Here is a 12,928-nt window from a genome sequence, read left to right on the forward strand (position 1 = left end):
CCGAATGTGTCGCATAGCAGGCATTATCAACAGTAAAAAATCCTTCGAAAGCGTTAATCAACAGGTACAGGCCATGTGCGATAGTATGAAACATGGCGGACCTGACGACCATGGCCTTTATGCTGCTGAAAATATGCCCCTATGTTTAGGTAACCGCAGATTAGCTATTCTAGATTTAAGTTCAGGCGGTCATCAACCGATGTTGAGCCATAAAGAAGACCTGGTGATTACCTATAATGGAGAAATCTACAATTACCTCCAAATTAGAACCGAATTAATCAATTTAGGTTATCTATTTAAAACACAAACAGATACTGAGGTAATCATATACGCATACCAGCATTGGGGAGAAGCTGCTTTTGGAAAATTAGACGGTATTTTTGCCTTCTGTATTTTCGATAAACGGAAACAGTCTGTGTACCTCGTTCGGGATCAAAACGGAATAAAGCCACTTTACTATCATTTTGACCATGAAACTTTAACCTTTGCATCAGAAGTAAAAGCCTTCGCGCATGCGGATATCTCGCAAGAAAATGACAAGTGGCGAATCTATTATCTTGCTTTTGGCCATATCCCAGAACCTTACACTACCCTTAAAAATGTTTATAGTTTGGGCAAAGGCTGTTTTCTGAAACACAACATCGGAAGCAAGGCATATATTATTCAATCGTACCATGAGTTTGAAAGCAACATTAGCATTAAAAATGAAAGCTACGCTATAGAGAGAATCCGCGAACAGCTTGCTTCTTCGATTAAACAGCAAATGATTTCTGATGTTGATATTGGTGTACTATTCAGTGGTGGTCTCGATTCGAGTATCATCACCATACTGGCCAATCAGTACAATCACCATCACTTATCGAGTATTTCGGCCAATTTTAATGAAATAGATTTTTCAGAAAAAAAACAGCGGAATAGCCTGCTTCAGAAAATAAATATTCAAAAAATTGAACAGCTTATTACCTATCGCGATTTTGTACAGAATTTCGAAACCGTTTTGGCTAATATGGACCAACCAACAAACGATGGGATCAATACCTGGTTTGTTTGCAAAACAGCAAAAGCGCATGGGATAAAAGTGGTGCTTTCGGGTTTAGGTGCCGATGAACTTTTTGGCGGTTACCCGTCATTTGACAGGATACATAAAATACAAAACCTAAACTGGTTGAGTAAAAGTGTATTAAGAAGTATGCGTTTCTCCAATAACATTAAGTTTAAACGGCTATATTATCTAAGTTTAAATTCTCCTATAGGTGAATACCTTTGTTTAAGAGGTGTTTACTCGCCAGATGTGATTGCAGATTTACTAGACATCGATATGAGAACCGTTATCGACAGTCTCGAAGAGATTCCCCTTCTCCCGGGCATCAAAAAAATCAGTAACGAAACCCGGGCAAGCTGGTTTGAGTTTAATATGTATATGCAAAATCAGTTGTTAAAGGATACCGATTTTATGAGCATGAGCCATGGCGTTGAGGTAAGGGTCCCATTTCTGGACCAGAATTTTATCAATCTCGTGCTTTCCATCTCCAATGATATCAAATTTAATTACGAACAGAAAAAACGGATCCTGGTAGAAGCTTATAAAGACGATCTGCCGGTAGAAACCTGGAAAAGATCTAAAATGGGTTTTACCTTTCCGTTTCAGGAATGGATGAGAAAAAGCAGCGAAATTGCCGATCCCTCACGATATGCAAATAAAAGGGCAAAGTCGCTTATACAAAACTTTAGAGAAAATAAATTACACTGGAGTTCTGCCTTAGCCTTATATAGAATATATCATGCCAACTAAGGTACTATTTTTAACGCTTAAAACTTTTAGTTTTACGGGCGGCATTGAAAAGGTTTGCAGGAGTTTATCGCGTGTGTTATACGATTTAAGTGAGGAGGAACTTATTCAATCAACGGTATATTCCATGTATGATAAAAATACCGACCGCGATTCCAGATACTTGAGTAAAAGCCAGTTTCATGGTTTTAATGGAAACAGAGAAAAATTCGTGATACAATCTTTTTTAAGCGGGTTAAAAGCAGACGTGATTTTATTAAGTCATATCCATCTGATCAATATTGTTTATTTCATCAAAAAAATACATCCTCGTAAAAAAATCTATTTATTGGCCCATGGAATAGAAATTTGGAAAAAGCTTTCAGACACTAAACTTAAGATGTTAAATCAGTTGGATAAAATTATTTGTGTAAGTCAGTTTACAGCAAATAAGATTATGGACATGCATCATATTCCTTCTTCTCAGCTTGAAGTATTAAACAATTGCCTCGATCCTTTTTATTATATACCCAGCGAGTTCGATAAACCACAGGTTTTATTAGATCGATATGATTTAAATCGTGAAAATTTAATTCTGTTCTCCCTATCCCGATTGTCTTCCTCAGAGAAATATAAAGGATATGACCATACCATTGAGTTACTGCCACAACTACTGAAGGAGTACCCGAATCTGGTTTACCTGTTAGGTGGCAAATGGGATACTGTAGAAAAAAAACGGCTGGATGATCTAATTGCTGTAAATCACCTTCAGGAACATATCAGGCTGGTTGGTTTTATTGATGAAGCCGAACTTACCGAGCACTTTTTACTATCTGATCTGTTTATACTGCCGAGTAAAAAAGAAGGATTTGGAATTGTATTTATCGAAGCCCTTGCCAGCGGCCTTAGGGTAATTGCAGGCAATAAAGATGGCAGTGTAGATGCCCTTCAGAGCGGAGCACTTGGTTTATTGGTTGATCCTGATGATCAAGATGGCATATTAAACAGCCTGGCTATGCTGCTAAAACATTCACAAACCGAAAAGGAGAAAAAAGACCTTCAAGAAAAATGCGTGCAAGCTTTTGGATATAAACAATACCTAAAATCTCTGAGAAACCTGCTGCTTAACGGGAAAATCAGTATTAATCAGATTGAAATCATTTAATAGTATTGGTAGCGATTTAGTATAAATGTTTAGGTTAGCGTTTAGAGAATTAGGTGTTAGCAATAAAGTCGTGAGCACAATAAAACACATACAACCAATACAACATGATGCTTAAAGAAGAGCAAGAGTGGACGATTGAAGCAAAATCTTCTTTATTTGATCTAAAACTTCATGAAGTTTGGGCTTATCGCGATCTTTTGGTGTTATTGGTCAGGAGAGATTTTGTTTCATTCTATAAACAGACTATTTTAGGTCCGCTTTGGTTTTTTATTCAACCCTTATTTACCACCATCATTTTCACCTTTATTTTTGGCAATTTGGCAGGTATCTCAACTGATAGCTTACCAAAGCCTCTGTTCTACATGGCCGGCATTACTGCGTGGAACTACTTTGCAGATTGTTTAACTAAAACCTCATCAGTTTTTAAGGATAATGCAGCCATTTTTGGAAAGGTATATTTCCCCAGATTAATTATGCCGCTGAGTATTGTAGTCAGTAATTTGGTTCGTTTTGGGGTACAGATGGTGTTGTTTCTGATTTTAATGGCTTATTATTATTTCTCTGGTGCTCATTTTGGCATGAGCTGGGCCATTTGCCTCTTCCCTGTTATTGTTATATTAATGGCGTTATTGGGTTTAGGTGCCGGAATGATCATTTCGGCCATGACTACAAAATACAGGGACCTTGCTTTTCTCATCAGTTTTGGGGTGCAGTTATTGATGTATGCCACTACAGTAATCTATCCGCTTTCTGAAGCCATAAAAAAATATCCGGCATATGCCTGGATCATTGAATATAATCCGATGACGCCCATTATTGAAACATTCCGGTATGGCTTTCTCGGCGAAGGAAGTTTTAGCTGGTTTAGTTTGGGCTACGCCACAATGGTAACTTTAGCTTTACTATTGTTTGGTACGTTGGTTTTTAATAAGGTAGAACGGAATTTTGTTGATACGGTTTAAGAAGGTTAGAGGTAGGGTTTAGTGTGCAGGATGTATAGATGGCGTTATTGAATTTTAACAAAATTTTATATATTTATACCAATCATCCCTTATTTATTTATCTATAAAAAATAAGGAATATGCACACCTACTCATTTGAAAGATTAGAAGTTTGGCTATTATCTAGATCTTTTAGAAAAGACATCTATCACTTAACAAGTAATTTTCCAAAAGAAGAAACATTTGGATTAGTTAGCCAGATGAAGAGATCGGTAAGCAGCATTGGTGCTTGTCTAGCTGAAGGTTCCGGAAAAATTACACCGAAAGACAAAGCGCATTATACCAATATGGCTTACACCACAACACTGGAAACACTAAACCATTTAATCGCAGCATTGGATTTAGATTATATTTCTGAACAGGACTATTTAACAACACGGAGTAAGATCGAAACGATTACAGCTAAACTTAGTGCATTGAGAAAGTCACAGCTTACTTAATCGTTTTTCAAAAACTAAACGCTCAAACCTAACCTCTAAACCCTAATCTTTAAACGTTGTCAAAAAATATTGCTATAAAAGTAGAAAATCTGAGTAAAGCCTATCAACTGGGGCAGATTGGTACTGGTACAATCAGTCGCGATCTGGAGCGCTGGTTTGCGAGGATTCGTGGTAAGGATGACCCTTTTTTACGTATTGGTGAAAGCAATGATCAAAATACCAAAAGTGAAAGCGATGTGGTATGGAGTCTGAAAGACATTAATTTCGAAATCGAACAAGGTGATGCGGTAGGAATTATTGGGAGAAATGGGGCTGGCAAAAGCACTTTGCTTAAAATACTCAGCAAGGTTACTGCCCCTACAACCGGTAAAATTTCTGGTCATGGCCGCATAGCCAGTCTGTTAGAGGTAGGTACAGGTTTCCATCCCGAATTGAGCGGCCGTGAAAACATCTTTTTAAATGGCGCCATTTTGGGCATGCGCAAAAAAGAAATCCAACGCAAGCTGGATGAAATTGTTGATTTTGCCGGGATAGAGAGATATTTGGATACACCGGTAAAACGATACAGCTCCGGGATGTATGTCCGCCTGGCTTTCGCTGTAGCCGCTCATTTGGAAAGTGAAATATTGATTGTTGATGAGGTGTTAGCTGTTGGCGATGCCGAGTTTCAGAAAAAATGTTTGGGCAAAATGGGTGAAGTGAGCAAGGGTGAAGGCCGGACGGTACTTTTTGTGAGCCATAATATGGATGCTATTTCATCGCTTTGTAAGAAAGGTATTGTACTTGAAAATGGTCTGAAGAAAACTTATTCGAAAGTTGAGGATGCAGTTAAAATTTATCAACAATTTAATCAAGCTAACATACTAAGGTGGGATAATCCGAAAAGTAATTACTTCCCAAGATTTGAATCTGCAGCTATAAACATTACAGGGGAACAACCTTATCTTTTGTTAAATGTAGCTGTCCAAATAATCGCAGATCATAATTATACCCCTGCATTCATTACTTTTGATATAAAAGATGACCAAGGCAAAACGATTATTCAATCAATGCCATCAGCTTCTCCGTTTATTGACATCCAAAAAGGAGTAATTAAAATTGACCTAAGTATTGAACTTACAGGATTAGTTCCAGGCTTTTACTCTGTAAGTCCTTGGGTAGGTCCACAAAATACAGTTACCTTTGATAGACAAGAAGATGCATTAGTATTTGAGATTACACAAAGTCCTACTAAAAACAGAGTATTCCCTTACTATAAAAGTGATGGTTTTATTTCTGCACCTACAACTTTTAAGATTACACACGCTAACTAGAGCATGTTTTGAATATCTCGATAATAATACCAACTCGTAATAGAGCTTTACAATTAGCCGAAACACTGGAGAGTATCGCTATCCAGCAATTAAATAATAATATAGAAGTTATTGTGATTGATAACGGATCGAATGACAATACAAAAGATATGGTAATTCATTTTGTAAAACGGATTCCAAATCTAATATACAAATTTGATGATATGCCTGGCTTATTAACGGGTAGACACCTTGGCGCAGAAATAGCGTCTGGCGAAATTCTTTGTTTTTTGGATGACGATGTAGGTTTAAATCCCAACTATTTAAAACATCTAGCGAATACCTTTTCAAACAATCCATCAATACATCTCGCTACAGGTCCATGTCTTCCTAAATTTGAAATAACTCCACCAAAATGGCTTGAATATTTCTGGGACAAAACATTGTATGGTAAATGTTGTTCGTGGTTAAGTTTATTGGATTTTGGAAATATTGAAATAGATATCAGTCCAATGTTTATGTGGGGTCTTAACTTCTGTATCCGAAAAAGTACTTTAATTGATCTTGGAGGCTTTCATCCAGATTGTATACCTGATCATTTACAGCAATTCCAAGGAGACGGTGAAACGGGACTTGCATCGAAGGCAATTAAAAATGGCATATCTACAAAATACATCCCTGGCTTAATGTTAAAGCATTACGTAGCGAAGAACAGATTAACTTTTGAATATTTTAAAAGAAGAGCTTTTTATCAGGGCGTATGCAATTCATTCACAAGTTTAAGAATAACTAACAATCCTCAAGAAAATATCCAAAAAAAGAGGAAAGAGGTAAAGACAATAAAGAAAAAACTGAGAGATAGATTGCATCCATTTTATAGATGGATTAAACTTCTTGCACCATCCAAAAAAAAACGGTTACCCAAAGACATAAAGATATTATTCGACAATCTAGCACAAATAGAAGCAGACGGTTACAATTTTCATCAGCTACATTTCAATAATAATAGACACGTAAAAGATTGGGTGTTAAAAGAAAATTATTGGGATTATAAATTACCACTAAATGATCGATAATATTGAAAATCACGGGTTATTATTGGCTATCATAATAAAGGCTAACTACAAAAAAGAAGGCATATCCTTTTTCACTCCTGGCGATTTTTCTCAACAGTTAGGCTATATGAACCGAGCAAAAGGATATATCATAGAACCTCATGTTCATAATTTAGTTGAACGCAAAGTTACCTTAACACAGGAGGTCCTATATATTAAATCAGGAAAAGTGAGAGTAGATTTCTATAGTGATGAGCGTACTTATCTAGAAAGTAGAATTGTGGAAACAGGAGATGTAATTTTATTAGCAGCAGGTGGCCACGGGTTCGAAATTTTAGAGGATACGGAAATTATTGAAATTAAACAAGGTCCCTACTGTGGCGACGAGGATAAAGTTAGATTTGATCACAGTCCTGAAAAAATAAACCTTATTTCCAAAAAACAATGAGCCAGAATTTTAAACTTTATAGTCAATATTATGATCTATTGTATCAGGATAAAGATTATCAAGCGGAAGTGGATTACCTGCATCAACTAATCAATCAATATTGTCCTAATAATATTAGCATACTTGAATTAGGCTCTGGTACTGGCAAACATGCCAATTTGTTGGTTAATAAAGGCTATAATATGTATGGTCTGGAGCGTAGTGCAGAAATGGTTGCAATTGCAAATAGAGCGAAAGCTGAAAATATTACTTTTAAAGTAGCAGATATTACAGATTTTCAGATAAACCAATCTTTTGATGTAGCACTATCACTTTTCCATGTGATCAGCTATCTTGTAGATAATCAAAGCTTAATTAGTACGTTCCAAAATGTTCACCGCCATTTAAATGAAAAAGGCCTATTTATTTTCGATGTTTGGCATAGTTCTGCAGTAAATTTTCAGGTACCAGAAAAACGAACCAAAACACTTCAGAATGAAATCATTCATGTTACCAGGCACGCAAATCCTATAATTAATACCGAACAGAATATAGTAGAGGTTAATTACAGCATAGAAGTAAAAGACTTAAAGGATGGTAAAATAACCAATATTGATGAATCGCACCCAATGCGCTATTTTTCCAGACCAGAAATCGAATTATTAGCTTATGCTACAGGATTTGAAGTAATCCATAGCGAGGAGTTCTTAAGCAAAACTATACCTTCTGTTGAAACCTGGGGAGTGTGCTATATTTTAAAAAAGTTATAATGAACCCAATTCCCGTTAATACGCCCCTACTTAATGGCAATGAGTTAAAATATTTGACTGAATGTATTGAAACCGGCTGGATTAGTAGTGAAGGCCCATTTATTAGTAAATTCGAAGAGCAAGTTAGTGCTTACATCGGTTGTGATTATGGCATAGCCGTGAGTAATGGTTCTGCCGCATTGGACATTGCAATTAAAGCTTTAAACATAGGCCCTGGAGACGAGGTCATTATGCCTGCTTTCACGATTATCTCTCCAGCTCAATCGGTGGTTACTGCCGGTGCGTTGCCCGTATTGGTAGATAGTGATCCACTAACCTGGAATATGGATGTTAGCCAGATAGAGGCTAAAATAACACCTAAAACCAAAGCTATTTTGGTGGTACACATTTATGGACTGCCAGTAGATATGGATCCAGTAATTGAACTCGCTAAAAAATGTCAGCTTAAAATAATCGAAGATGCTGCAGAAATGCATGGCCAAACTTATAAAGGCAAAATGTGTGGTAGTTTTGGCGACATCAGCATTTTTAGTTTTTATCCGAATAAACATATTACTACAGGCGAAGGTGGGATGCTGCTATGCAACGATAAAGAATTAGCCGAAAGGTGCAAAAAGCTTCGCAATCTTTGCTTTGAACCTAACGGACCTCGTTTTGTACATTATGAATTAGGTTGGAACTACCGGATGACCAACCTACAAGCCGCATTAGGTGTGGCACAATTGGAACAGTTAGAAAGTTTTATTGAAAAAAAAAGAGCCATGGGTATAACTTATCAGAAAGGCCTTTCCTTTTTAAAAGATAAAGGTTACCAGCTACCAATGGAAAAAACTGATTTTAGCGAAAATATCTATTGGGTTTTTGGCCTAGTAGCACCTAATTCGGAAGAAAAAGAAAAAATAGTAACTCACTTAACCAAAAGCAAAATTGGCACCCGCCCTTTCTTTTGGTGTATGCATGAGCAACCCGTGTTTCAGAAAATGGGGTTATTTAAAGATGAGAGATATCCTATAGCTGAAAAACTGGCCAGAAATGGATTTTATCTACCTAGTGGTTTGGGTTTAAGTATCGAAGATCAAAATATGATAATTGAATGTATAAATTAACGGTTGGGATCCCGATAGCAGACTATGATTTACATGGTGGAGGAAGCTTTTCATATCCTACTCAACTGATTGATGCAATAGACAGCTATGAATTCAACGCTCAGATAGAAATTGTTTTTATTGACTTTAAGAACAAAGAAGAAAATCCATTTAAGAAAAAATTCTTAAGCTTTCACCCTTTTAAAAAACCTAAGTTTAGAGATTTTTCCAGAAAGTTATTATTGGAAATGCTTAAGAAGCTTAAAATTTTTAATGCATTATTGCTAAAAACCGAAGAGAAACATTCTTTTATTAGAAATAAGAATGTTAAAAAAAAGTTAGAAGAAAATAACATTCACATTCTATTTAATATAACTCCCGGAGGGAATGATTACGATTTTCCCTTTATAACTATTCACTGGGATATTGGTCATCGATCAACATTTATGTTTCCAGAATTTATTAACTCATTTGATTCAAGAGAACTATTTTACGAAAAATCCCTAAAAAAGGCCCTCTATATCTTAACAGAGACTGAATGTGGAAAAAAGGAATTGATGCGGTACACCAACCTGAATGAATATAAAATTGGGGTTATGCCAATGTTTCCAAGCTCAGTAATAGATGTAATAGTAGACATAGAAATTCAAGAACAATTTTTAAGCAAAATATCAGTATCTCGACAAAAATTTTTCCTTTATCCTGCCCAATTTTGGGCACACAAAAACCACATACTCTTGATTGATGCTTTTAGCAAAATCCCTTTTGAAGAACATGGTATTAAATTAGTTCTAACAGGTAGCGACAAGGGTAACCTTCCATATATAAAAAAGCATATTAAGGCACTAAACTTGCAGGATGCTGTTATTTTTTTAGGTTTTGTAACAAATGAAGAGTTATATACCTTGTATAAACATGCAGCTGCGTTGGTTATGCCAACCTATTTGGGCCCATCTAATATGCCCCCACTAGAAGCCGCTAACTTAGGTTGCCCTGTTATTATAAGTGACCTTGAAGGCCATAGGGAAATTATGGGTGATTATGCAGAATACTTTAAAGCCGATGATGTTGAAGCGCTAACGCATAAAATGATTATGGCTATAGAGGAACCCAAAGCACGAGAATATCATTTGCAGACTTTTAATATTGATAATGCAATGAGATGCCTGGAAAAAACACTTTTAAAGATTATACCGATCCGTAAAACATGGGGAAATTAGACATTAATCTTTCATTTATTATATCTACACGAAATCGTCTAAACTTTCTGAAAATCACTTTAACTATACTTATTCAAAATCTTAATCCAGGAGAAGAAATTGTAGTTGTTGACGGGGATAGTAATGACGGTTCGAAGGATTATCTCCTTCAACTTTTTAACGAAGGAAAAATCCACCAGTTTATTAGTGAACCAGATCGCAATCAGGCACATGGCTGGAATAAGGCTATGTTAATGGCAAGAGGATTGATAATAAAAAAAATAATTGATGACGATGTCTTTCACTATTCAGCCATTCGGAAATGCGCTGATTTTATGTTAGCGAATTCTGAGGTTGATGTGGTGATCTCAAATGAATTGAATGCATCGTTAAATAATCAGGAACAAATTTCAAAATCGAGCAGACTTTCACAATTCGAAAGTTGGAAGCAAAAAAGGACAGCATCATTTACCTTTAGTGATGTTCATATCCTGATTAGGAAATCGGCACTTTCTTATATAGGCTTGTATCATACAGATTTTGTGATGATGGATTGGGAATATGCACTCAGAATGAGCTTTCTCAGAGCTAAAATCGTCTATTTCACGGGGTACAATGCACTATCAGTTGGACATGCCGGGTCTGTATCGGCTAATAAAAATGCGAAACTCGTACATCATCAAGGAGAAAGGGCCAGGTTAATGTATAACTACCCCGGTGATGCCGCAGAAATTACACTATGGTCGAGATTGAAAATCAACATTGGCAAAATTTTATATTCTAAAAATAAAATCCCTACTAATACAACATACAAAGAAGATATCACTGAAGCATACTCCTATTTTTATTTAAAGATTGATGAAATCAACAATCAAAATCCAGGCATATTTATAATTTAACGTGGTCAATCTCAAAAATAGTATTAGAAAGTTATTGAATTATGTATATTGGAAAGCATCTAATTTTCTAATCCGCAAGTCTTTATTTTCTGAAATTAAGGCTTCTGTATCACCTGGTGTTGATAAAAAAATTATCTCCTTTTCTTTATACGGCCATGATAGAAGGTATTTTGACAACCTGGCATTGTGCATAGAAGGTTATAATGAAATATTTCCAGATTGGACTGTAAGAATATATGTAGCATCTGATTTACCCGCTAGGGTAATAAATACGCTTAAAGGTTATCATTGTGAGGTTATAACCATGGAAAGAAGTGGAATAGATTTCAGGTATATGTACTGGCGATTTTTGCCATTAGATGACGAAAATGTGTCTCATGTTATAATCAGAGATATTGATTCTCTAGCTTCGTTAAGAGAGAAAAAGATGGTCGATTTATGGATAGAATCTGATAAGAATCTTCACATCATCAGAGATCATGAGTTACACTGTTTTAAAATAATGGGTGGAATTTGGGGAATGAAAAGGCATAAACCTAACTATGGTATCAAAAACAAAATGTTAAGGTATAATATGCAAAACCGATATGGCAGCGATTTATACTTTCTTGAAATCATTTATGAAGAACATTTGGATGATATGCTCGTTAATGATGTTTTACATAGGTATAAAAACGAGCAGCCAATTATCTTACCTAGTGATGAGGGCTTTTATATAGGTCAAATAAATGTGTAGCCGTTAATATTGAACCTAACTATCCTAATTCGTGAATAGAATAGCTTCCCTGGATGGATTTAGAGCTATTTCAATCATTTTAGTCGTTTTTAGCCATTTTAGGTTCCTACCACAATTTCCAGGTTTTCTATTTGATTTTGCCAGGCAATGCGACGTGGGCGTTACTATTTTCTTTGTGATAAGTGGTTACCTGATTACCAAAATTTTACAACGCGAATATCAGGAAGCAGATCCGATCAACATTAAGCTTTTTTTTATAAAAAGGGCTCTTCGAATTTTGCCTGTATGCTGTATTTATTTTCTCTTTATTCTGCTTATCAACCAAAAGCTTAATCTAGAGGTTAATCCAAGCAATTTCCTTCATGCACTAACATTTACTGCTAATTTTGATTCATCGCCGAATTGGTATTTAGGCCATTTATGGTCACTTTCCATTGAAGAACAATTCTATATTTTTTGGCCATTGTTGTTCATTTTATTTCAAAAAAGACTAAAAGCAATAATTATATTTTTGATAGCATATTCGTGCGTTATACGTGTATTACACTATAAATTTCATCTCAACACGGGCCTGTATGGTTTTTTTTCTAAATCTGACCCGATCATGGTGGGAGCATTAGCTGCGTTATTTAATATTCAAAACACTGCGATTTTTAGAAATAAAAAAAGACTAGTCAACTACACCCTCCAAATTATTGCATTTGCACTGATAATTTTCTTCACTTATTGCACTGCACATGGCAAATTTGGCATTATAGCGCTTCCTTTTGGAAATACTATAATAGCTAGTGCAATTATGTACATCATATTAAGTTACACTACATACCAGAATAATTATTTTTTTAAGCTCCTAAATAGCAAGCTGTTTATACATATCGGGCTGCTCTCTTACAGCATCTATATTTGGCAACAATTTTTTATTTTTCAGAATATTTCCCTCTTAAACGTCCCCCTTTACAAACTAGCTACCATCTACTTCGTTTCTTTTATCTCTTATAATTATTGGGAAAAGCCTTTTCTAAGAATAAAGGAACGATTAACTAAAAAATACGATTTAGCTAAAAAACCCATTCTTAAAACGCTTTCTTAGC

13 protein-coding genes are annotated in these 12,928 nt (G+C 35.6%); all 13 read left to right on the forward strand.

The window, feature by feature from the left end; translation table 11 throughout:
• Window positions 1-4: 4 nt before the first annotated feature.
• The 13 genes from asnB (at window position 5) to BLR60_RS09850 (ending at window position 12,927) form a co-directional block, all read left to right on the forward strand.
• On the forward strand, window positions 5-1,792 hold the full coding sequence (gene asnB, locus BLR60_RS09790) for an asparagine synthase (glutamine-hydrolyzing) (protein ID WP_090499248.1): 1,788 nt from the start codon (window positions 5-7) through the stop codon (window positions 1,790-1,792).
• Complete coding sequence (locus BLR60_RS09795) at window positions 1,782-2,933, forward strand: glycosyltransferase family 4 protein (RefSeq protein ID WP_090499250.1); 1,152 nt, start codon at window positions 1,782-1,784, stop codon at window positions 2,931-2,933. Before asnB ends, BLR60_RS09795 begins: the two co-directional genes overlap by 11 nt.
• 104 nt (window positions 2,934-3,037) lie before the next feature.
• The gene (locus BLR60_RS09800; protein ID WP_090499252.1) at window positions 3,038-3,895 is read left to right on the forward strand and encodes an ABC transporter permease; all 858 of its coding nucleotides are present in this window, start codon (window positions 3,038-3,040) and stop codon (window positions 3,893-3,895) included.
• 119 nt (window positions 3,896-4,014) lie between these two features.
• Window positions 4,015-4,374 carry a four helix bundle protein gene (locus tag BLR60_RS09805; RefSeq protein WP_090499253.1) on the forward strand — a complete coding sequence of 120 codons (360 nt, stop codon included), beginning with the start codon at window positions 4,015-4,017 and terminating at the stop codon, window positions 4,372-4,374.
• A gap of 56 nt (window positions 4,375-4,430) precedes the next feature.
• Window positions 4,431-5,687 (forward strand): ABC transporter ATP-binding protein, encoded by a 1,257-nt coding sequence (locus tag BLR60_RS25200; RefSeq protein ID WP_244155629.1) that lies wholly within the window; start codon window positions 4,431-4,433, stop codon window positions 5,685-5,687.
• A gap of 8 nt (window positions 5,688-5,695) precedes the next feature.
• On the forward strand, window positions 5,696-6,742 hold the full coding sequence (locus tag BLR60_RS09815) for a glycosyltransferase family 2 protein (protein WP_090499255.1): 1,047 nt from the start codon (window positions 5,696-5,698) through the stop codon (window positions 6,740-6,742).
• Window positions 6,732-7,169, forward strand: coding sequence for a cupin domain-containing protein (locus BLR60_RS09820; protein ID WP_090499257.1), 438 nt, complete (start codon window positions 6,732-6,734; stop codon window positions 7,167-7,169). The genes BLR60_RS09815 and BLR60_RS09820 overlap by 11 nt, the downstream gene beginning before the upstream one ends.
• The gene (locus tag BLR60_RS09825) at window positions 7,166-7,918 is read left to right on the forward strand and encodes a class I SAM-dependent DNA methyltransferase (RefSeq protein WP_090499259.1); all 753 of its coding nucleotides are present in this window, start codon (window positions 7,166-7,168) and stop codon (window positions 7,916-7,918) included. Before BLR60_RS09820 ends, BLR60_RS09825 begins: the two co-directional genes overlap by 4 nt.
• Window positions 7,918-9,024, forward strand: a complete 1,107-nt coding sequence (locus BLR60_RS09830) for a DegT/DnrJ/EryC1/StrS family aminotransferase (RefSeq protein WP_208600613.1) — start codon at window positions 7,918-7,920, stop codon at window positions 9,022-9,024. The genes BLR60_RS09825 and BLR60_RS09830 overlap by 1 nt, the downstream gene beginning before the upstream one ends.
• Entirely contained in the window at window positions 9,012-10,223 is a 1,212-nt protein-coding gene (locus tag BLR60_RS09835) for a glycosyltransferase family 4 protein (RefSeq protein WP_090499261.1), read from the forward strand. Before BLR60_RS09830 ends, BLR60_RS09835 begins: the two co-directional genes overlap by 13 nt.
• Window positions 10,211-11,101 carry a glycosyltransferase gene (locus tag BLR60_RS09840; RefSeq protein WP_090499263.1) on the forward strand — a complete coding sequence of 297 codons (891 nt, stop codon included), beginning with the start codon at window positions 10,211-10,213 and terminating at the stop codon, window positions 11,099-11,101. Before BLR60_RS09835 ends, BLR60_RS09840 begins: the two co-directional genes overlap by 13 nt.
• A gap of 1 nt (window position 11,102) precedes the next feature.
• Complete coding sequence (locus BLR60_RS09845; protein WP_090499265.1) at window positions 11,103-11,837, forward strand: hypothetical protein; 735 nt, start codon at window positions 11,103-11,105, stop codon at window positions 11,835-11,837.
• A 31-nt stretch (window positions 11,838-11,868) separates the two neighbouring features.
• Entirely contained in the window at window positions 11,869-12,927 is a 1,059-nt protein-coding gene (locus tag BLR60_RS09850; protein WP_090499267.1) for an acyltransferase family protein, read from the forward strand.
• The last annotated feature ends 1 nt before the right edge of the window (window position 12,928 follow it).

Origin of the sequence: Pedobacter terrae, assembly GCF_900100705.1 — a bacterium.
In the GTDB taxonomy this organism is placed as follows: Bacteria; Bacteroidota; Bacteroidia; order Sphingobacteriales; family Sphingobacteriaceae; genus Pedobacter; species Pedobacter terrae.

Excerpts from the sequence above, each read along its gene's own strand:
- BLR60_RS09805 (WP_090499253.1), top strand. The coding sequence starts at position 4,015 with ATGCACACCTACTCATTTGAAAGATTAGAAGTTTGGCTATTATCTAGA.
- BLR60_RS09820 (WP_090499257.1), top strand. The coding sequence starts at position 6,732 with ATGATCGATAATATTGAAAATCACGGGTTATTATTGGCTATCATAATA.
- BLR60_RS09800 (WP_090499252.1), top strand. The coding sequence starts at position 3,038 with ATGATGCTTAAAGAAGAGCAAGAGTGGACGATTGAAGCAAAATCTTCT.
- BLR60_RS09840 (WP_090499263.1), top strand. The coding sequence starts at position 10,211 with ATGGGGAAATTAGACATTAATCTTTCATTTATTATATCTACACGAAAT.
- BLR60_RS09835 (WP_090499261.1), top strand. The coding sequence starts at position 9,012 with ATGTATAAATTAACGGTTGGGATCCCGATAGCAGACTATGATTTACAT.
- BLR60_RS09830 (WP_208600613.1), top strand. The coding sequence starts at position 7,918 with ATGAACCCAATTCCCGTTAATACGCCCCTACTTAATGGCAATGAGTTA.
- asnB (WP_090499248.1), top strand. The coding sequence starts at position 5 with ATGTGTCGCATAGCAGGCATTATCAACAGTAAAAAATCCTTCGAAAGC.
- BLR60_RS09795 (WP_090499250.1), top strand. The coding sequence starts at position 1,782 with ATGCCAACTAAGGTACTATTTTTAACGCTTAAAACTTTTAGTTTTACG.
- BLR60_RS09825 (WP_090499259.1), top strand. The coding sequence starts at position 7,166 with ATGAGCCAGAATTTTAAACTTTATAGTCAATATTATGATCTATTGTAT.